The 18,640-nt window shown below is 49.0% G+C and carries 16 protein-coding genes; 10 read left to right on the top strand and 6 right to left on the bottom strand.

Annotated features, from left to right (window positions below; all coding sequences use genetic code 11):
* Positions 1 to 7: 7 nt before the first annotated feature.
* Positions 8 to 1,948 (bottom strand): ATP-binding protein, encoded by a 1,941-nt coding sequence (locus ACSF8X_RS12240; protein ID WP_500850105.1) that lies wholly within the window; start codon positions 1,946 to 1,948, stop codon positions 8 to 10.
* Positions 1,949 to 2,138: 190 nt separating this feature from the next.
* On the opposite strand from ACSF8X_RS12240, the gene ACSF8X_RS12235 reads away from it, so the two are divergent.
* The 7 genes from ACSF8X_RS12235 to ACSF8X_RS12205 all read left to right on the top strand — a co-directional run bounded on the left by ACSF8X_RS12235 (position 2,139) and on the right by ACSF8X_RS12205 (position 11,290).
* Positions 2,139 to 3,437 (top strand): DUF945 family protein, encoded by a 1,299-nt coding sequence (locus tag ACSF8X_RS12235; protein WP_500850104.1) that lies wholly within the window; start codon positions 2,139 to 2,141, stop codon positions 3,435 to 3,437.
* Between the two features lie 274 nt (positions 3,438 to 3,711).
* A complete protein-coding gene (locus ACSF8X_RS12230; RefSeq protein WP_047877122.1) occupies positions 3,712 to 4,128 on the top strand; it encodes a CBS domain-containing protein in 417 nt (138 codons plus the stop codon).
* Between the two features lie 506 nt (positions 4,129 to 4,634).
* Positions 4,635 to 6,050: an SLC13 family permease gene (locus ACSF8X_RS12225; protein ID WP_500850103.1), complete on the top strand. Its 1,416-nt coding sequence runs from the start codon at positions 4,635 to 4,637 to the stop codon at positions 6,048 to 6,050.
* 10 nt (positions 6,051 to 6,060) lie between these two features.
* Positions 6,061 to 7,380, top strand: coding sequence for an ATP-binding protein (locus ACSF8X_RS12220; protein WP_047877120.1), 1,320 nt, complete (start codon positions 6,061 to 6,063; stop codon positions 7,378 to 7,380).
* Positions 7,381 to 7,389: 9 nt separating this feature from the next.
* Positions 7,390 to 7,863 (top strand): response regulator, encoded by a 474-nt coding sequence (locus ACSF8X_RS12215; RefSeq protein WP_047877119.1) that lies wholly within the window; start codon positions 7,390 to 7,392, stop codon positions 7,861 to 7,863.
* 198 nt (positions 7,864 to 8,061) lie between these two features.
* A complete protein-coding gene (locus ACSF8X_RS12210) occupies positions 8,062 to 8,646 on the top strand; it encodes a hypothetical protein (RefSeq protein WP_047877118.1) in 585 nt (194 codons plus the stop codon).
* A gap of 154 nt (positions 8,647 to 8,800) precedes the next feature.
* Positions 8,801 to 11,290: a zinc/cadmium/mercury/lead-transporting ATPase gene (locus tag ACSF8X_RS12205; RefSeq protein WP_500850102.1), complete on the top strand. Its 2,490-nt coding sequence runs from the start codon at positions 8,801 to 8,803 to the stop codon at positions 11,288 to 11,290.
* Positions 11,291 to 11,369: 79 nt separating this feature from the next.
* Here the strand turns inward: ACSF8X_RS12205 and ACSF8X_RS12200 are convergent, their stop codons facing one another.
* From ACSF8X_RS12200 to ACSF8X_RS12185, 4 genes are all read right to left on the bottom strand, one after another.
* Positions 11,370 to 12,674, bottom strand: coding sequence for an ABC transporter substrate-binding protein (locus ACSF8X_RS12200; RefSeq protein WP_500850101.1), 1,305 nt, complete (start codon positions 12,672 to 12,674; stop codon positions 11,370 to 11,372).
* A gap of 10 nt (positions 12,675 to 12,684) precedes the next feature.
* Positions 12,685 to 14,658, bottom strand: a complete 1,974-nt coding sequence (locus ACSF8X_RS12195; RefSeq protein ID WP_500850100.1) for a methyl-accepting chemotaxis protein — start codon at positions 14,656 to 14,658, stop codon at positions 12,685 to 12,687.
* A 383-nt stretch (positions 14,659 to 15,041) separates the two neighbouring features.
* On the bottom strand, positions 15,042 to 15,515 hold the full coding sequence (locus tag ACSF8X_RS12190) for a peroxiredoxin (protein ID WP_500850099.1): 474 nt from the start codon (positions 15,513 to 15,515) through the stop codon (positions 15,042 to 15,044).
* A gap of 135 nt (positions 15,516 to 15,650) precedes the next feature.
* A complete protein-coding gene (locus ACSF8X_RS12185) occupies positions 15,651 to 15,899 on the bottom strand; it encodes a hypothetical protein (protein ID WP_500850098.1) in 249 nt (82 codons plus the stop codon).
* Positions 15,900 to 16,038: 139 nt separating this feature from the next.
* Here ACSF8X_RS12185 and ACSF8X_RS12180 point away from each other — a divergent pair, with 139 nt between their 5' ends.
* Together ACSF8X_RS12180 and udp are read left to right on the top strand one after the other, a co-directional pair.
* Positions 16,039 to 16,200, top strand: coding sequence for a hypothetical protein (locus ACSF8X_RS12180; RefSeq protein WP_500850097.1), 162 nt, complete (start codon positions 16,039 to 16,041; stop codon positions 16,198 to 16,200).
* Positions 16,201 to 16,391: 191 nt separating this feature from the next.
* The gene (udp, locus tag ACSF8X_RS12175; protein ID WP_047877112.1) at positions 16,392 to 17,159 is read left to right on the top strand and encodes a uridine phosphorylase; all 768 of its coding nucleotides are present in this window, start codon (positions 16,392 to 16,394) and stop codon (positions 17,157 to 17,159) included.
* A gap of 60 nt (positions 17,160 to 17,219) precedes the next feature.
* Here the strand turns inward: udp and ACSF8X_RS12170 are convergent, their stop codons facing one another.
* On the bottom strand, positions 17,220 to 18,074 hold the full coding sequence (locus ACSF8X_RS12170; protein WP_500850096.1) for a LysR family transcriptional regulator: 855 nt from the start codon (positions 18,072 to 18,074) through the stop codon (positions 17,220 to 17,222).
* Positions 18,075 to 18,423: 349 nt separating this feature from the next.
* Here ACSF8X_RS12170 and ACSF8X_RS12165 point away from each other — a divergent pair, with 349 nt between their 5' ends.
* Positions 18,424 to 18,639, top strand: a complete 216-nt coding sequence (locus ACSF8X_RS12165; protein WP_047877110.1) for a Flp family type IVb pilin — start codon at positions 18,424 to 18,426, stop codon at positions 18,637 to 18,639.
* Position 18,640 lies beyond the last annotated feature (1 nt).

The following is an 18,640-nucleotide window of genomic DNA, read 5'->3' as shown; positions in this document are numbered from 1 at the left end:
CGCCTCCTTATATGGCGTTGTCCAAAGGTAATGTGACGATCATTTTGGTGTAGCGGTTGGGCTCTGAGTCCACCCGGATGTTGCCGTGATGCTGGTGGATGATCTGCTGGCAAACCGACAGGCCGATACCCAAACCAAAATTACCTTCGCGTTTAGTAGTGAAATTGAGTTCGAATATTTTCTTCTGCTGGTCGGGCTGGATCCCCTTGCCGTTGTCTTTCACTTCGACCTCGATGGCCGGTGCGTTATTGCTGGTTGAGACGAGGCGTGTCGTCACCCTTATTTCACCGGGTTCCTGATCGATGGCATCAAGGGCGTTTGAAATTAGATTGGTCCATACCTGCTGTAGGGCGATGGGCTGGCAGCATAGCTCGGGGAGAGGCGCATAATCTTTGATCAGCCGGTGCCGCTTGAGCTTGTTCTCGAAAATGACCAGTGTGTCTTCCAGCCCTTCATGGATATCGACGCAATGCAGGGTTTCATCATCTTGTCGGGCGTAGCTTTTCAGGCTCTTGACCAGATCGGCAATTCGCTGGGCGCAGACATTAATTGATCGCAGGAAGTTACCCATCTGATAGTAGTTGTCCCACTCGTTGAGCAGTGGCCCGAGTTGCTTTTTCTGGGGGAGCAACCAGTTTTCGAGGTAATCCGCCGAGTCGATACCCATTTGAACGACTTTGCGGGCCTGCTGGCGATCACCCAGGATCGATTCCAACTGGCGGGCACGCTGGCGGGCTTCAGAGGTTGAAAGCGGTCGCGACTCCATCGCCTGTTCGAGGATATGGTTGCCCCGGATTTGGTTTTCATGGCTAAGCGGGGTATTGGTGAGCTTGCTGATGGTCTGCTTCAATGTATCGCTGCCGCGCAGGATAGCCGAAACGGGGTTGTTGAGTTCATGGGCGACCCCTGCCACCAGTTGGCCGAGCATGGCCATTTTTTCTTTTTCGATCAGCTGATGGTAGGCGTTGTCGAGTGACGTTAGGGTTTGCTGCAGCCGGAGTTCGGTTTGGATACTGCCCTGCAGCCGACGGTTGAAGTTGCGCAGCAGCAGGTTGGTGAACAAGGGCAGGAGATCGGTTTTGGAGTTCATCACCCGGTTGAACAGGGTACGGTCCAGCTTGATCACTGAGGTTTTGCACAGAGTGATCCCGGTTGAGAACGAGCGCTCGCCGGTGACAAAGGACATGCCGCCAACGAGATGCCCCGGGCCAACTTTGACGACCTCGTGTTGGCATTGGTGCTCATCATTCTTGTAGAGCGCCACTTCACCTTCGGTGATAAACCACAGAAAGTGATTGGCTTCCCCTTCTTGGGTCAAGACATGTTGCTTGCTGTAGGTTCGGCAGGCCTGGCTTTCATCATTGAGGGCGAAAAACTCGTGCAACGCATCGGAAACCTGTTTGGCGAGGGTGGCGTCGTCAAGGGTGCTGGTATCGCGTATAAACCCCGAGCGAAAACGTGACATCTGGTTTTCGATATGGGCGTTGAGAATTCTTCGGTGGTCAAGTAGTTGGCTGTATCTGAGCCAGTCTTCATCGGGGTACTTGAGAATGAAGTTGGTCAGCTCTTTGATGAGTACCTGCTGGAGTTCGTGGGGATTCCAAGGTTTGGTCAAACAGTAATGCAGTCGGCCTTCGTTGACAGCCTGAACAATGCTGTCGAGCTGGGGTTTGTCGTTGATTAGTACCGTGCGGGCTTGTTGGGTAACGGGATACTGGTCAAGGCTGATCAGAAATTCGACCCCGCTATCGGTGCCGAGCTCATGGTCGCATATCACCATTGCCACTCGCTGATGTTGAGTGCTGATATCGGCCAAAACGCGTTGTGCGTCATCGGTACTGAAGGCGCTGTAGATGTCGAATAGCTCGGCGAAAGGAGCCAATTCATTGTTCAGGCATTCTACAACGAGTGGATCGTCGTCGAGACAGACAATGGCAAAATTATTCACCCTTATTCCTTCTTTAATCCAAGACCTTAGCAAATTCGAGTGTATAGTAATCATCCGTTTCAGACTGAGAAGCGGCTAGCATCTTGGCATTGCTGGGCGCAGATCGCGATAAATCCATGATAGTCAATGCGTGTCGGTAGAGCTGTGGTAGAATAGCCGAAATATGCAAAGGAATTAGGGTGATAGGATCATGCTGAAACAACTCGGTGCTGCTGGTGGTGCAGTAGCTATTGCGTTATGTTGGCCATTTGCAACCGGTCAGATCGGTGAGCGAATTTATTTAGATACCGTGGCCAAATATGATAACCCATATCTGGCCGTGACCAACGAGAGCTACCAGCGGGGCTATTTGTCGTCGGAAGCCCTGTCTAAGATCACGCTCAAAGATGAGCTCAAACTGTATTTTGAAGATGAAGGCCTGCCAACGGTATGGGAAGTCCGACACCACATTCAGCATGGTTTGTTTGGTGTATCGACAGACAGCGAGTTGGTGGTTGATCCTGCTCTGCAGCCTATTGTTGCTAAAATGTGGGGGCAGGGCGTGTCTCCGGTGGTATTTACGACTGATACCGCACTGACCCGCAAGACTGATTTCACCTTTGAAGTGCTACCAGCAAAAGCAGAGAATGCTGATGGCACGGAAATGGATTTTGCTGGCTTTAGCATGAGCGGTAACGTGGATGCTGATGGCGCAGGAGAATTTGCTTACCAGTTACCGTCAGCCGTTGTTACGACAGTCGCGCAAGAAGCGATGGTGGTTAAAGGCTTGAGCGGCGGCGGCAAGGGCCACCTAGATGGTCAATATTGGATTGGTACGCAAACATTTGATGTAAATAGCCTGACATTCAAAGATGCGTCGTCCGATCAGCAGGTATCTATTAATGGCTTGTCGGTAGGCATGGAAAATAAACTGACTGAGCCGGGAGCATCGCCAGCAACGCTATTGACCAATAGCAATAGCATTAAAATTAAGCAGCTGGTGTCACTGGATGGTGGTGAGTTTAATAATTTCAATTTTGCCATGTCGTTTTCCGGTTTGGATTATCCGTCAATGTCAACGCTGGGTAGCATGGCCGATAAGTTGGATGATACCCTGGACCCGCAACAGATTGAGGCCGCGACACAGGCGCTGGATATGCTCGTTGAGAAAGGGCTGACCTTTTCGATCGGCGATCTGAGTGTCGATACACCACAAGGTGATATCGACAGCCACCTGCGTCTTACTATCGAGCCGGGCATGACAGGGGTATCTAATAATATCGAACGATTGGCCGAGCAACTGGCTGGCGAGATCAGTATTAAGCTGCCCGTTGAGCTTGTTGAGAGCAATCCGGCGTTGCATGAACGAGCTACGATATTGGAGCAAAGTGCAATTGCCGAGCGAAATGCGAGTCATTATTTGCTTAATATGAAGATCGACGGGGACAAGATCATTTTGGCCTCTGGCGATCAATTGCCGCTGCACATGCTTTTCATGCTGTTCATGTAACTTGATAGATTGTTGCAATGAAAGCCGCCAGTAAAGGCGGCTTTTTTTATTATGTTTGGCCTGTGCTTGTGACATTCTGCTATTGGCTGTCGCGTTATCGAAACGGCCTATTGATGAAATTGGCAATTTCAATTTAGTAATTTCAACGAAATAGACGACACTTAAATCAAAAGGTAGTCACGGTGAGAGTGGCTAGAATTGAATCCAAAGGTTAGTGTGGCATTAATAGAGTCAATGCTTGCTCTGGCCAAAACTCGTGAAGTTAGGGGGATGCATGGAGTCGTTAAAAGTTAAAGATTACATGAATGCGCGCCCAGTGACATTTGAACCTAAAATGTCGCTTTCGAAAGCTTTGGATAAGCTGCTTACTTCCAAGCAAATTGGTGGGCCGGTGGTTGATGAGAGCCGAGCGGTCGTTGGGTTCTTGTCCGAGCAGGACATGATCCATAAATTGCTCAAGGTTGGTTACTATTGCCAAGATACCTACACCGTCGAGGAGGTAATGCGCCCTGACGTGTTAACAGTATCACCCGAGGATTCGATCATTGAGTTGGCTGATACGATGGCAGGGCAAAAGCCCAAAATCTATCCGGTAGTAGAACGCGGCCAGTTAGTGGGTGTGATCACCCGTCGCGATGTGCTGACGGCGATTAGCAACCAGATTGGGGATTGTTTTAAACACCCAGTGTAATACTACGCATCGTAAATAACGGGTCATCCCCGTTTGCTCATTGAGATTAATAAGATAAAAAGGCGCATTATGCGCCTTTTTGCTTTGTATTGCTCAGTGGCGGTATTTTGTTTAGCTAAGTCGTTGCAATACAACCCTCTCTCTTGGCGTTAGTTGGCAGATTCACTCTATTGCACCATCCCTTTGGTGTAGAATATCATGGCATCATCTGTGATAATCCTCGATATTTTGTGCCAAATAATGCCGGCATTAAGCGGTTCTGTCCGTTATAAGATCGGGCTCTGATTATTCATAAAAATATTGATATTTGACTGCTTTATTGATCTAACTCGGTGAAATTACACCCTTTTGTTAGCAGAATTGCCCAAATCGGAATCAATCCGGAAGGCAGGATAGCGCGCTTCTGGATCCCCCTGTTCCAACGGGTTTGCGGTGCTCCTTTCATTGACATTGCTTGCCGGTGGTAGCAGACGCCAGTTTTTGTGTTTTAAGGGAATAATGTCAGCATGCGTCAATATATCAGGTACATAGTGCCTATCCTCATTCCACTCATTATCATCTTGCTACCGGCAAGTGCGTTTCCCGTTGAGGGGCTAACGGTGATCCAGCAGCGGGTGATTGCGATCTTCCTGTTGGCTGCCTTGTGTTGGGTGCTCGAACCCATTCCGATCTACGCCACATCGGTGGTGATTATCGTGCTTGAATTGCTACTGCTTTCCAATAAGGGCTTTTTTCTGTTTCGTGCTGAGGAGGGAGAGCCGCATTTTGGTGAGTTGCTTAATTACAGCGATATCATGGCAACCTTTGCCAGTCCGATCATCATGCTGTTCCTCGGCGGTTTCTTTCTGGCGATGGCCGCAACCAAATACCGGTTGGATGTCAACTTGGCACGGGTGCTGCTAAAGCCGTTTGGCAACCAGCCCAAATACGTCATGTTCGGTTTGATGCTGATCACGGCGATTTTCTCGATGTTCATGTCCAATACCGCTACGACGGCGATGATGCTGTCGATTCTGGCCCCCGTGATTGCACTGTTCGGAGCCAAGGATCCCGGCAAGATAGCTTTTGCGCTGTGTATTCCTGTCGCGGCCAACATTGGTGGTATTGGTACCCCAATCGGTACCCCTCCCAATGCCATCGCGTTGAAATACCTGACTGGCGAGAACCTGATTACGTTCGGTGAGTGGATGTTCTTTGGGGTACCGTTTGTTGCGGTGCTGCTGGTTTTTGCTTGGTTTTTGATTAACGCCCTGTATCCGGCCCAGCAAGAGAAGATCGAGCTGAGTATCAAAGGGAAGTTCCTGAAAACGCCAAAGGCGATCACCGTGTATGTGACATTTGCCCTGACGATTATCTTGTGGCTGATGGGCTCAACGCATGGCATGAACTCGTATACCGTTGCATTGATCCCAGTGGCTGTTTTTTCACTGACCGGCATCATCAACAAAGAAGACTTGAAGAAAATTTCATGGGATGTGTTGTGGTTGGTCTCTGGCGGTATTGCGCTTGGTCTGGCCCTTGATCAGACGGGACTGGCGAAGCTGATGGTACACAGCATTCCTTTTGACAGTTATTCACCGTATGTGGTGCTGGTGGGGGCGGCAACTCTGTGCTTGTTGATGGCTAACTTTATGTCTCATACCGCCACTGCCAACTTGTTGATGCCGATAATGGCGGCCTTGGGTACGTCGATGGCATCGCTGGTGCCGTTGGGGGGGGAAATTACCTTGATTCTGGTGGTTACCTTTGCGGCTTCGCTTGGTATGTCGCTGCCGATCAGTACGCCGCCGAACGCCCTTGCTCATGCTACCGGACATGTTGAAAGTAATCAGATGGCCCGAGTCGGCGTTATTATTGGTGTCGTCGGTGTGGCATTGAGCTTTGCAATGATTTGGCTGCTACACCTGATTGATCATATTTAAGAGAGCCGCTATGCACCAGCCAAAGGCCATGCAACGTATTATTGATGTTTACTTTCGTGATCCTGCCCGAACCACGTTGGTGAAGGCGGGAACGCAAGTACTGGTACAAGATGGCCATAACGACAGGCTTTACTGGGTAAAAAAAGGGGAGCTCTATGGCTATCTGGACAATGGCGGGATGAAAACCAAGGTGTTTCAGGTAAGTCAGGGGATGTTCTTCGGTGTCCATAGCTTCTTTGCCCAGACTTTGATGGCCTCGACCACGGTGGTGGCCGAAAAAGACAGCGAACTGGCTTGGATTGATTTGGAAACCCGTCCCGTAGAGCCAGAGGTATACGGCTCGTTGGCCGAGCAGTTTATGCCGGTCATGGTTCATGAGCTGGCTCAGCGCCAGATGATGACCGGCTTGCAGGCCATTGAAAAAGAAAAGGCGTTGCAGAAGCTCTATGCGGCAGAGCAGATGACGACGCTTGGCCAGTTGGCGGCCGGTATTGCCCACGAGCTGAATAACGCTGTCGGTGTGATCAGCAGCAAGACCGAAGGGTTACAGCAGGGGATTTGTCGGTTGCTTGAGGAGAGCAAGCCCCATGTCAGCCCATTCATTGATTTGGGGATTTATACCGGCCAGTCGGCGACGTCTGCCGAGGTTCGAGCCCGAGCTAAGGAATTGCAATTAGCGCATTCTCTTGAACGGGAGCAGGCTCGGCAATTGGCGCGGGCGCTGCCCGAAGGGGAGGTGCCGGCTTATTGGTTGGATAACCTCGATGAGGCGTTGCAATACTGGGATATTGGCCGTGATATTCATGATATGCGTATTGCTGCCAAGCATGCCGCCAGTATTGTGCGTTCAGTCAAGCAATTGGGGGGAACCGATACGGCTCGTCAGCCGGATGTCGATGTCAATGATACTATTCATAAGTCGTTGGCCTTGCTGCAAAGCAACCTGCGTCGAGTGAACGTGGTATTGCGCCCGGCAGTATTGCCGTGCATTACGGCCAGTGCCACTGAGTTGGTGCAGGTCTGGGTGAATATAATCAAGAATGCCTGCGATGCAATGGAGCGAACTGATGATCCCCAGATAGAGATCATTACGCGCCATTCCAAGAACCGTTTGCTGATTACGATTAGCAATAACGGGCCGATGATTGACGAAGCGACGCGGCGCAAGGTGTTCCAGCCAAACTTCACCACCAAAAAGGGGGGCCTGTCGTTTGGCCTCGGGCTCGGGCTCTCTATCGTGCAGCGTATTGTGCATAGCTACGGCGGTACAATTGCATTGAAGAGTGACCCCGAGAAAACCAAGTTTCGTATTAAACTGCCAATCGCGTAAGGGATGGTTATGGAAAAACTAAATATCATCTGTGTCGATGATCAAAGGGAAGTGCTCAGTGCGGTATTGAAGGATTTGGCTCCGCTGAACGATTTCTTCCATGTTGAAGACTGCGAGTCAGCGGATGAGGCGTTGGAGCTGATGGACGAACTGGATGCTGAGGGTGAGCATATTGCCTTAGTGATTTCAGACCATGTGATGCCGGGCAAGACCGGTGTAGAACTGCTGACAGAAATCTCCCAAGATCCCCGTTTTATTAAAACAAAGAAAGTGTTGCTGACAGGGCAGGCGACCCACCAAGATACGATTGCGGCGATTAATCGTGCCCGTATTGAAAGTTATTTCGAAAAGCCGTGGAAGGCGGAGAGCCTGCTGACGGCAGCCCGTAGTTTGATCACTGAGTACGTGTTCGATATGGGGTTGGATTACCAGCCTTGGATCGACATTCTCGACAATAGCGTGGTGTTTCGCCGTTTGAGCTAAACAACACGGTGTGACAGAAAGAGCATACAGATAGCAAAGCAGGCCTCGGCCTGCTTTTTTGTTTTTTTACTCGTTCTGCTTTTGTTGGTGACGAGATTATCTGTTACCTGCCGCTTCTTGCCTCCATTTATGATTGATAGACAAGAAGATGTTTGCGGGTAAAATACATTTTACTTTTTAATAATAAAACTATAAACCATGTCGAGTAGTATCAAATTCAAACCGAAAGTATACGGACAAGCGAAGCTAAACTGTGTGTGTTTAGGCTTAGCCTCTATTATTGTATTTTTTATGGGCTTACTTGAAGATAAGCTTTGGTTCTTAACTTTAATCATGTCGGTGCCGCTGTTCCTTCTCAGCTTATATTTGCTTCGGCGAATAACTCAAAACGCGTCTCCTTTAACGATCAATAAAGATGGTATCTATTATGAATCGATAGAAAAAGCCCATGGTGTGAAGTTTATTCCGTGGTCTGCTGTGAGTAGATTCAAGCATTTTAATTTTGCAAACTTCAATCTACTTCATGATGAAGACGGCGATATTGTTGGATCGGTCAGATCAGCGGATAGAGCGAATTATATTGTTATCTACTTTAATGACTCGGAGTTTAAGGAAAAAATTAAATGCTCTTTTTGCCATAGGCTTATTCATGGCAAGTCAGTAATTATTGATTTAAATTGGCTGGAATGTAAAAGTAGCGATGTGAAAAATGCAATCAATATTCGTTACATTGATTACTTGGAAAAAGAAGCCAAAAAGAAAAAGCGCGCATTAGCCGCTTAATTGTGTCAGCAAGCATCCCTCGTAACCATGCTGATTCATAGAAGCTAACAGAGAAAAATTCGCATTTGGGCCTTGACCTTGGATATAGCTCCAAGGTTTATAGTGATTGTAATGATGAAATGTCTCATCAGTATTCACTACAAGGAGCGTGCCCATGTGTGCACAATGCAATAACAAGAAGTTCCACGTTCATGCGGCAGCGTCACAGGCGGCTTCATCCGCCTCTGTCGTTGTCGAGAATAACACCCATACAGAGGCTTGTTGCGCCACAGGCAGTTGCCAAGCCTCGACGTCCTCGGCATCCGCCGTGGCGACTCATGGGCCTACGACTGATGGCGAGCTCTCCGGTGATGATGATCCTGCCTCCCGCCCACGCCATGGATTTTCGATAAATAAAATCACTTCCGCAGAGGCAGCTAATACATCCAACATCCATTTATCTTCAGAACCATTACCGCCGTCGGCAGAGAGCCCCGCGTGTGATGGTGGCCATTGTTGTAGCTCTGTATCCCATGATGAAGGCGAGCCAGAGATAGCACCGGGGAGCTATAGTACGACTTTGAGCTGGAAAGTCGGCGGGATGGATTGCCCGAGCTGTGCTAAGAAGCTGGAAACGGCGATTGCCTCGCTTGAGGGGGTTGTTTCGGCGAAAGTGATGTTTGCCACCGAAAAGTTGGTGGTTAATTGTGATTCAACGGCATTGTCTGATGCCATTATTGCCAAGACTCGCGAAACGGGTTTCTTGCTGATCACCTCCGACAGTCAGGATGAGCAGGTGAAGCCGCAGAGTTTTTGGCGGGAGCACCTATCGGTTTTGTTGATTTCGGCGCTGATGCTGGTGTCGTTTTTGCTTAGCAAACATTCTGAGTCACTTGGGTTTGCCGCCTTTACGGCAACGACCCTGGTTGGCCTGCTGCCTATTGCCCGTAAGGCTGTGCGCCTTGCCAAGAACGGTTCACCGTTCTCTATCGAGACCTTGATGAGTGTCGCCGCGATTGGTGCGCTGTATCTGGGCGAAACCGCCGAGGCTGCGATGGTGCTGCTGCTGTTTTTGATCGGTGAGCAGCTAGAGGGTTTTGCCTCGGCCAAGGCACGCAGTGGGGTGAAGGCTTTGATGGCATTGGTGCCGGAAAAAGCTTCACGCATTTTGGCTGATGGCAGCAAGGAATTGGTGGCGGCCAGCGCGTTGCAACCGGGTGATGTTATCGAGGTTGCCCCTGGTGGCAGATTGCCAGCCGATGTGGAATTGCTTGATATTGCCGCCAGTTTTGACGAAAGCGCGCTGACCGGTGAATCGGTTCCCGTTGAGCGTCAGCCTGGTGAGCAGGTAATGGCAGGAGCGTTGGTGGCGGATAAGGTGGTGCGGTTGCGTATCGTGTCCCAGCAGGGCGAGAATGCGATTGATCGTATTTTGCATCTGATTGAGGATGCAGAGTCCCGTAAGGCGCCGCTTGAACGCTTTGTTGATCGCTTTAGTCGTTGGTATACGCCTGCCATGATTGTGTTGGCAGCAATGGTGGTGGTGATCCCGCCGCTGTTGTTCGCTCAAAGCTGGGATGAGTGGCTCTACAAGGGGTTGACGTTGTTGTTGATTGCTTGTCCTTGTGCCTTGGTTATCTCTATTCCGGCAGCGATTACCTCTGGTTTGGCGGCTGCGACTCGCCGTGGTGCCTTGATCAAAGGCGGTGCGGCCCTAGAGCAGTTGGGACGGATTCAGACCGTTGCATTTGATAAAACAGGCACCTTGACTCAGGGCAAGCCCGTGCTGACGGATACCGTGTGCTGGGATAACGATACATCCCGCATGCTACGCCAGAGTGCTGCGGTTGAAATGGGCTCGGCTCACCCGTTGGCACAGGCCGTTATCTCGGCTGCGCAGGAGCAAGGGCTTACTGTTGTGGATGCGATGCATCGTGAGGCTCTGCCGGGACGAGGGATCAAAGGGGAGATCGAAGGGGATACCGTGATGCTGCTTGCTGCTGACCGGTTGCCAGAAGGGGTTGTGTTGGATGATGTCCAGCGCGAAGCGGTCTTTGCTCTTGAGGATCAGGGCAAGACGCTAGTAGTGGTATTGCGTAACAACCAACCGGTTGGTCTGCTGGCGTGGCGTGATAATTTGCGCGAAGACAGTGCCAAGGCCGTATCCAACCTGAAAAAAATGGGGATCCATGCCGTGATGTTGACGGGTGACAACCCACGTGCGGCAGCCGCGATTGCTGGCGAAATCGGCATTGATTTCCGCGCAGGTTTGTTACCTGAAGACAAGGTGCGCGAGGTGGAGCTGGCCAACCAGAACCGCCATGTGGCGATGGTCGGTGATGGGATCAACGATGCCCCTGCGATGAAAACGGCGTCGATTGGTATTGCGATGGGGGGCGGCTCCGACGTGGCGTTGGAAACGGCCGATGCCGCACTGACCCATAATCGGGTTGCTGAGCTGCCGATGATGATTGCGCTGTCACGGGCGACATTGTTCAATATCAAGCAGAATATTGTGATTGCGCTGGGCCTGAAAGGGGTCTTCCTTGTAACCACCTTGCTGGGTATGACGGGCCTGTGGGTAGCCGTTATGGCAGACAGTGGTGCGACGGCGTTGGTGACACTCAATGCGCTTCGGTTACTCAAGTTCGATTACAAGGACTAATCTTGTGAGTATAAAAAAAGCACCTTCGGGTGCTTTTTTTGTGCCGTTTGGGGCTTTCTATCTGCGTGTGGCTGTAGGGTTATTGAGCCTGGCAGTCGCAGTTTTCGGCGCTGTTCTTGTTGCTATTCTGCTGTGGTGGATACCATGCCTCAAGGCCTTGCTGGAGACGGCTTGCTGCTTGTTTCGGTGTCATCTTACCTTCCATGACGGAGACACTGGTGCTCCATATCTCTTGTTCGAGATTAGGGGTGCCGCGAGACAGGATCTGGGTGGAGCTGCGAATGGTCGAGTCGCACTGATCACGCCATGACATCATTTTCTGGGCGATAGGATCGTTGACCTCGAAGAAGTGGTTGGATAGGGAGAAGAAGCCGGATAGTTCATTGGTGAGCAACTCGGCAAATTCTGCGGAAGCCATCCAGGTCAGGAAGATTTGTGCCGCCTCAGGGTTCTTGGCCTTGGCGTTGATCCCCATCCCCAGATCGGTATGGTCGCTGAAGTAGCAGGCATCGCCTTTGTTCTTCACTGGTGGAGGGAAGGCGCCCATATTCAGCTTGCCTTTGAAGGTCATGATATCCCATGAGCCGGCCGGAAAGACGGCGGCCTTGCCCTCGGCAAAAAGCTGGCGTGAGTCACCGTAGCCACGTTGAGTGGCATCATCTCCCATATATGTTGCCCATTTGGCTAGCTCGGCAAAGGTATCGCGGTAAGCCTGGCTGTCCATCCGTTCCTCGCCGGAAATAAGGGCGCTGCGGCCATCTTCGCCCTGCCAATAGGTTGGGCCGATATTCTGAAATGCCAAAGCATCGGTCTCCCAGCGATCTTTGAGCCCAAGTGCCAGTGGCAAATAACCGGCGCGCTTGGCCTTTTCCAGCACCCAGTAGAAATCAGCCCGAGTGACAGGCTCATTGACCCCTAATGTTTTGAAAATATCTTTGTTGTAGAAGAAACCATGGATGACCGACGCCATCGGCAGGCAGAAGGTCTGTGCACCGGAGTCTGTCTGCCACGGGGCGAGGGCGAAGCTCGGGAAGTTTTCGATCCCTTCCATTTCGGTTACTTCCTTGAGTAAACCGTCTTTGAACAGCGGCAGCGCGCCGTCGAACGGGCGACATGCCAGCAGATCGCCAGCCTTGCCGCTTTCGATCCGCTGCTTGAGGTATCCGACCGGGTTGGCGTTCCACTGGGCAATTTCAGCCTCAGGGGGAGCGACATACTTCACCGTGATGTCGGGGTAGTGCTTGTTGAATGCCGGGATGATTTTCTGATCCCAGATGGCATTGTCTGCGCGCCATGATTCAATAACCACGGTTTGCTGTGCATGAGCGTATGAAGTGGCTGCCAGTAATAATGCAGCAATAGGGAAAACAGTCGACTTTATCATTGTTACATTCTCACACACGGAAGTTGGCGATCAGGCGTTGTTGTTCTTGGGCAAGAGAAGCTAGCGAGTCGCTGCTTGAGGCAGACTCACGGGCATCTTGCTCCGCTTGGCTTGCTACATTGGCAATGTCATGGATATGTTCGGCAACGTCATGGCAAACTTTGATTTGTTCTTCGGTGGCGTGGGCAACATGCATTGTCATTTGTTGGATAGAGGCCATTCGGCCGGCAATATCCTGAAGGATGTCATCAGTCAGGCGGGTTTGGATGAGGCAATCCTCCATTTGTTTCTGGCTGATGCTCATGGTGCTGGCCATGCTTGATGCGTTGTTTTGCAAATTGCTGATCATTTGTTGGATTTCTTCGGTTGAGCTTTGGGTGCGGGTTGCCAATGCACGAACCTCATCGGCGACAACGGCAAACCCTCGACCGTGGTCTCCGGCTCGGGCGGCTTCGATGGCAGCATTGAGCGCCAGCAAGTTGGTTTGCTCGGCAATATCCTGAATAACATGCAAGATCGAATCAATATTGTTGGAATACTGGTTGAGTTGCTGAGTATTGGAAACGGCTTCTTCGATGTTCTCTGACAGCAGCTCTGTGAGCTGACGGCTACGGGAGACTTGGCTGCGCCCGTCGTTGGCGGCTTGATTGGTACTGTCAACTTCGGTGACGGTCATTTCGGTTGAGCGTGCAATTTCTTTGGCACTGATTTCCATTTCTAAAATAGCGGCGGAGACTTGATCGGTACGGTTTTTCTGATCTTCGACACGGCTCATTGCCAGCTCGCTGACCGATGCTGAACGACTCGCTTGTTCGAGCAGGTGTTGTGCGCCGTTGCCGAATTTGTCGAGGGTGTGTGACATGGTATCGGCCAGCATGTCGATAGAGCGGCTAAGTTCACCGAATTCGTCGTCAGCCTGGTAGTTGGCGCGGTTTCTCATGTCACCGTCGGCCATTTTTACCAGCATGGCGTTGATGAGGCCGAGGGGCTTTTGAATGCTTCGGGTTGTGCTGAACCCGACCCAAAGGCTGACGCTGGCGGAGACTGCGATCATAATGACGACGTAAAAGAACGCCTTGCTAACCGCAGATTCCGCATCGGCTCGGCTTGAGTGGGCAATTTGCTGAGCATGTTCAGCATAGCTGACAAGCTGGTTTTGGATATTATTGAGCTGCTTCGAGGTTTGTGTTTTAGCCTCTACCAGCTGTTGGTTGATCTCCTGTTGTTTAACCAAAACATCAAGTAGACCGTTATTGCCAAGAGTGAGTGATTTCACTTTGTTGAGGTTGCGCGAATAGCGGGCTTTCACATCGTCTTCGACAGCAATGCGTTCAAGACGTTTGAATGCCATTTCAATGTCTTTGGACAGAACCGCACGCAGCTTGGCAAGATCCGTGTGCTGATCTGCCCGGCGAAGCGATTTGAGATCGCGGGCGATGCCACTGGTGATAAGCTCTGCGCGGTTGTGCAGAGAGCGCTTAGCCGAGGCTTTCTGGAGCAACAAGTTTGCTGCCCATTGGTAAGTATCTTCAAGGCGTAGGAACTGGAGCGCCAATGCCTGCCGTTGGGTAATCAGGTTGAGTGACTGCTGCTGGAGCTGGATCAATGCTTCGGCCTGGATGAAATATTGCCTTGAGTTTTGTCTTAGTGCGTTGATCCGTTGCTGCTCGGCGGGTTGGCGCACATGCTGTTCTGTCTCGTTCAGAATCTGGAAAAATTGCTGTTTCTGTTGCTTGAACGTCGTGTCGATCTGCGATGCCGACGTAGGATCGGTATGGAACGTGCTGACCAGCAAGTTGCTCTGCATTAGTTGGGTTATCAGGTTGCCGGAGGCGACAACCATCGGGGTGGATTGGTCGGTAATTTGCTCAACTTTGCTTTGTAAGGTTGTGGCATTGAATAGACTGACACCGCTAAGCGATGCCATAAGGGCAAACATGATGGCAAAACCGACAACGGTTTTTTGTACAACTGACAACGTCATTATTTTTTACTCTACAACTGTGTTGCGATAATTAGGCAGTGCGGTGCAGAGGCTTCTATTTTCACTCCATGAAATAATGAGTCATAGTAAGCCCAATTGTTTGAGGGATTGTGACATCAATCGAAGATATTGGCATCTTATCTATAAGATTGTTATTGGAAAATTGCTATCCGGCGCACAAATATTTCGGGATGAGAAATAATCGGTATGAACATGAAATTTCATTAAATTCCTTGGCTGTATTTTTGGGTTTTTATGTATTCCTGTATGGTTTTTTAGGCATTTTGGCTTTTCGTAAGGGTGAGAGTCGCAGGGGGGATAAATAACGATGTGCATCAAAACCGGAAGCCTCTCTTCCGATTTTGATGTGCTGGTAATAGTGGTTAAAGGGTGCTTAGGATTGTTTCCGCTTTGCTGACATCGAACTCGCCGCCTTTTTCGATGTTGAGTGTTGTCACGGTGCCGTTGTCGAGCACCATCGCGTAGCGCTGGGAGCGTATTCCCCCAAATTTATCGGTATCCATTTCAAGGCCGATGGCTTTGGTAAAACTGGCATCACCATCAGCCAGCATCATGATCTCGCTGGCATTCTGGGCATCGCCCCATGCATCCATGACAAATGCATCGTTGACGGCAATGCAGCAAATCAGATCGACACCTTTGGCTTTGAGTTGATCAGCCAGTACAACGAATCCTGGCAAGTGGGCTTCGGAGCAGGTTGGGGTAAAAGCGCCGGGAACAGCGAAAAGAATGGCTTTTTTGTTAGCAAATAATTCATGTGTGCTATGAGTGACCATGCCATCAGATGTCAGTTGGTTCAGCGTTGCATCGGGTAGAGTGTCGCCTTGTTTGATCATGGTATGCCCTTGTTGTTTGAGTGCGAAGTGCCCCGTTTACGAGCTGCTGGTGGAGAGCAAAAGGAGCCACGGGTTTTACAAGTCTAGCTGGTCTTTACCGATTACTTGATTATCACTCGTGGCTAAAATATGTGGTTAGTGCACCGGGTGGTTGGTACACCAGAAGTCATAGGCTGGCTGTAATTGCTGGATATAACCTTCAAGCTGCTCTGTAAGTGGTTGTGGGGGAGGCTCAATGGCACTTATGGTGGCGCGAAAATCCATTAATTCACGCCAAGAGGCTCTAACTTCACGATCGTTCCCTGAGTTGATGGCAATCTCGAAATTGATGAAAATTTCGACTGCCTGCCTCCTGACTGATTCTGCGTTAATTGAATAAGACATAGGATAGCTGCCGTTAACTTACCGAGCGTTCTTTCTATATTGTTAAGTGAAAGTATGCTCGGGCTGAGAACTTTGACTGAGTATAGTTACTCGATGTCTTGGCTTGTATATTTGCGCGAAATGGAGATGGGACAAGAGTGTGAATGAGCAAGTACAGTTTCGTTATCAAGGGGGAATGGTTGATGTTGAAAGGGCTAAATCCGATAAAATGTCGCTTGATAAAGCAGGCATAACTGTAAGAATTATTGTGACAAACCGCAAAAGCAAACCATTTCCTGTGATGTTGGTCACTTTTTTATGAGAATTGAAATTTATAATTTTCCCTGCGGTGTGACAGTCATCACTTAAAAGTGTTTTTCGATCCGCTATCGTTAGTTTGTGTTTTACAAATGATGTTCGGTGTGGATCGAGTACATTTATAAAACAATAATTGATAATTAGCCGTCGAACCTCATAAACCCTAATCGGCGGACAAATAGTAAGGAACTCATTATGTCAGACAACGCAGTTTTCCATCTTGGTGTAAATAAAGCGGATCTAAATGGTGCCGAGTTGGCGATTATCCCTGGTGATCCAGCTCGTGTTGAGAAAATCGCTAACCTAATGGATAACCCTGAATTCTTGGCAAGTTCTCGTGAGTACACTGTGTACCGCGCCAAGTTGGATGGTAAATCTGTCGTTGTTTGTTCTACCGGTATCGGTGGTCCGTCTACGTCTATCGCAGTAGAAGAGTTGGCGCAACTAGGCGTACGTACTTTCTTGCGTGTAGGTACAACAGGTGCTATTCAGCCACATATCAACGTAGGTGATATGATCGTAACAACCGGTTCTGTGCGTCTTGACGGTGCAAGCCTGCACTTTGCTCCAATGGAATTCCCTGCGGTAGCAGATTTCACTGTGGCAACAGCGATGAAAGCGGCTTGTGATGCTGACGGTGCAACAGTTCACACGGGTGTAACTGCATCAAGTGATACCTTCTACCCAGGTCAGGAGCGTCACGATACATTCACTGGTCGTGTTGTTCGTCGTTTCCAAGGCTCAATGAAAGAGTGGCAGGAAATGGGCGTATTGAACTTTGAAATGGAATCAGCAACATTGCTGACCATGTGTGCAAGTTCTGGCCTACGCGCAGGTTGTGTTGCAGGCGTTATCATCAACCGCACACAAAAAGAGATCCCAGATCACGCAACGCTGAAAGAGACAGAAGCTCGTTCAATCAAAGTGGTTGTAGATGCTGCTCGCCGTATGCTTGCTGAATAATTCACTGACTCGTTAGTGATAGACATAAAAAACCAGTGCCGAGGCGCTGGTTTTTTGTATCTATATATCCTGCTGGTTGGCTTTTTCCAGTAACCATTTAACTGCGGGCGGATAGTAGGGGGCGGTACGCCAAAATAGGCTGGCTTTACGTTGCTGCCCGAAGAATCGCTGATCATTTTTGACGGGTTCTAGTTGTCCGGTATCGAGATAGGTCGACTGAATCTCCTCTGAGAGTAGCGCAATCCCTTTATCTTGAAGACACATCATGATTAATGTTGTGACGTCATCAAACTTCCAGATACTAAAGTTAACACCTTTTGAAATACAGGTAGGTTCAATATCATTATTCAAAAGCAAAAGTCGTAGTAGTGAAGAGTGTAAGTTATAAGTTGGTGATTTTACCCATGAATAATTAACAGAAAAAATATCACTGTATTCAATATCCAAAACCTTTGAATTACTGAGAAAACCAAAAGCAAGATCTAGATTTCCGTTGACTATTTTTTCACACAGGATGTTGCTTGATGCATGCTCTAAAATCACATCAATATTGGGAAATGATAGTGATAATTCTGAAAGTAAACTTAAGACGTGGCGGCTGTATAACAACGGATCGATACCAAGCCGTATAGTAATAGGCTTGTCATTATTTATGGTGCTCGCGATAGAAACTATCTCATGGTATTTATCCATGAATGTTTTTGCCGTTTGGTAGAGTATTTTCCCTTTCTCTGTTAGTTGCGGTTGTTTTCTTTCCCTCGAAAATAAAAGTTCGCCAATTTCATCCTCCAAGTGCCGAACTGCAATACTGACCGTGGATTGCGACTTATTGAGCTTTCTCGCTGCGGCACTGAATGATCCTTCGTCAGCAACCAAGACAAATGCAGCGATACTGTCTAAATGTAGTTTTATCATATCCTTATGCTCAGTGATTAATTTTCATACTGTTTCATATCTAGTGTGGCAGGTGGCAAATAAAATATTGTGAGTCGGATCAAAGATACATCATGAGCAGTGAACATGTTTTTTCGTCATTTAAGTTAGCAATAAGAGTTATACGTTGTACCTTGTCTTCATCTATCTGGCTGAAAGTTAGTATATTTACTCTTATTTTTGAAATTTATTCTATTCTTCAAGGTTTTATAAAATAATCCCATTATTGATTTTTTCAATATTGACTATTTTGTATCTATTAAACTCGCCAAGTAATCTTGCATTGTAAGGCGCGGTGCCTACAACATTTAAAATGGATTTGGAGGTTACAATGTTACGTTCAATGTATGCAAAAACCGATGCATTCCTTTCTACTTATAAGAAAGATGAACGCGGGGTAACGGCGATTGAGTATGGTTTGATTGGTGTCGCAATGGCATCGATGTTGGCCATAGTTTTAAATGTTTCTGAACCAACTACATTTTTGGGTGAGTTGAGAGCTGCATTCGCAACCATTGCTGCGAAAATTGGTGTGTTTACACCTTAGC

The sequence above is a fragment of the Photobacterium panuliri genome, assembly GCF_059920555.1.
The sequence above is the reverse complement of the archived record's forward strand: the minus strand, read 5'-3'. Positions and strand labels throughout refer to the sequence as shown.